The organism is Frankia sp. CeTa3Moorea (genome assembly GCF_978021225.1).
This window is the reverse complement of sequence record NZ_CDXDOR010000066.1, coordinates 24880-26669: the sequence shown is the minus strand read 5'-3', so window position 1 is coordinate 26669 and position 1790 is coordinate 24880. Positions and strand designations below refer to the sequence as shown.

At 68.5% G+C, this 1790-nt stretch carries 2 protein-coding genes; one reads left to right on the top strand and one right to left on the bottom strand.

The window, feature by feature from the left end; genetic code table 11:
* Positions 1–138 precede the first annotated feature (138 nt).
* Positions 139–1353, bottom strand: coding sequence for an RNA-guided endonuclease InsQ/TnpB family protein (locus AC08OV_RS13575; protein ID WP_476614897.1), 1215 nt, complete (start codon positions 1351–1353; stop codon positions 139–141).
* A gap of 21 nt (positions 1354–1374) precedes the next feature.
* Here AC08OV_RS13575 and AC08OV_RS13570 point away from each other — a divergent pair, with 21 nt between their 5' ends.
* Positions 1375–1677 (top strand): transposase, encoded by a 303-nt coding sequence (locus tag AC08OV_RS13570; RefSeq protein WP_476614898.1) that lies wholly within the window; start codon positions 1375–1377, stop codon positions 1675–1677.
* Positions 1678–1790: the final 113 nt, after the last annotated feature.

Sequence of the window (1790 nt, the reverse complement as noted above, 5' to 3'; positions counted from 1 at the left end):
GGCGACCGGAGGCGACCGGAGGCGACCGGGCCCGGGCCTTACCACACCCCCAGCTTGTCCGCCTAGGCCCAGCTGGGCCTCATCATGACATTGACGTCTCCTCCCCGGCTTGAAGGCCGGGAATTCCTACCGTGCCACTCACGCGGCACCTCGGAGGGTTCCTGCTTCACGGCCAACAGCCGGGACAGGTCCCGGGCTTACCTCGGCTCCACAGGCGTTTAGGGTGTCCGCCCGCCCGGCGGCCAGCATGCGTCGTCCCTCGAACAGAATGTTCCGGGCCGCGTTGACGTCCCGGGCTTGCCGCGTTCCGCAGGACGGGCAGGTCCACTCCCGGACCGCCAGTGGTTTCGGCCCGTCCTTCCTCCCGCAGGCCGAGCAGACCTGCGACGACGGGAAGAACCTGCCCACCTTCACCACGGCCCGGCCCCGGCGGGCAGCCTTCTGCTCGATCAGACCGACCAGCATCGCCCAGCCCGCGTCGTGCACCAATCGGGCCAGCCTTGTCCGAGCCAGACCCGCCACGGCCAGATCCTCGACACAGACCGTTTGGTTTTCGCGGACCAGCCGACCGGCCACCTTGTGATGATGATCGCGATGGGTCTCCCGCACCTTCCGATGCCCGACCGCCACCCGCCGGACCGCCTTGCGACGGTTTGCCGAGCCCTTCCGCTTACGGGCCAGATCCTTCTGCGCCCGGGCAAGCCTGCGCTGCTTCGACCGCAGAGGGCGCGGATTCGCGACCACCTCACCCGTCGACAGCGTCACCAACCGGTCCAACCCGAGATCGACACCGACCTCGGTATCCACCGCAGGAAAAGACACATCGTCAACCTCGACGACGAACGACACGTAGAACCGGCCGTCCGCCTCCCGGATCACCGTCGCGCTCGAGGGAACCGACGGCAACGGACGCGACCACTCCAACCGCAGGTCGCCGACCTTCTCGACCCGCACACCCCGGCCGGTGACACCGAAGCCGTTGCGGGTGAGCCGGACCGACTGCCGGGCGTCCTTACGCGACCGGAAACGTGGATGGCCCACCTTCCGGCCCTTCCGCTTCCCGGACAGCGAGTCGAACCAGTTCCGCAACGCCCGCCGCGCATCCTGGCAGGCCTGGACCAGCACCACCGAGGACACCTCACTGAGCCACGCCCGGTCCTCGGTCTGCTTGGCGAGGGTGACCACCCGCCGCTGCACCTCGGTGTCGGAGATCTTCTCCCCGGCGGCGCGCGCCTCGTCCCGAACCCGCAGCGCGTCGTTGTAGACGACGCGGGCACAGCCGAACGTGCGCGCAAGTATCTGTTCCTGGCCCGGGCTCGGGTAGGCGCGGTAGCGGTACCGCACGGTCGGCATGCCACCCATCATACTTGGTCTGTGATCGACCGTGACGATTACCGTCATGGCAGACATGTGGTTTCGGCCCTGCACGTGCATTTGGTCTTCGTGACGAAGTACCGGCGCGGCGTGCTCAACGCGGCGATGCTCAACCGTTACGGGCAGATCATGCGGGACGTGTGCGACGACGTCGGCGCGAGGCTCGCCGCGTTCACCGGCCGGGTGAACCGGCACAGCCTGCGCGGCCACTTCTGGTCGCCGTCGTACTTCGCCGTAGCGGCCGGTGGCGCGCCGCTGCCGGTGCTACGCGAGTACATCGAAGGCCAGCGCCGCCCGGCGTGAACACGCAAGCCCCGCACTGAAGGACGGGCTTGCGCACCACGTTTTTCAGGTCATCGGTCCACGCCCGACATGTGCCAGAACGGCAACGGCACAACGGTGGCCGCGCCGACGGG

Excerpts from the sequence above, each read along its gene's own strand:
- AC08OV_RS13575 (WP_476614897.1), bottom strand. The coding sequence starts at position 1,353 with ATGCCGACCGTGCGGTACCGCTACCGCGCCTACCCGAGCCCGGGCCAG.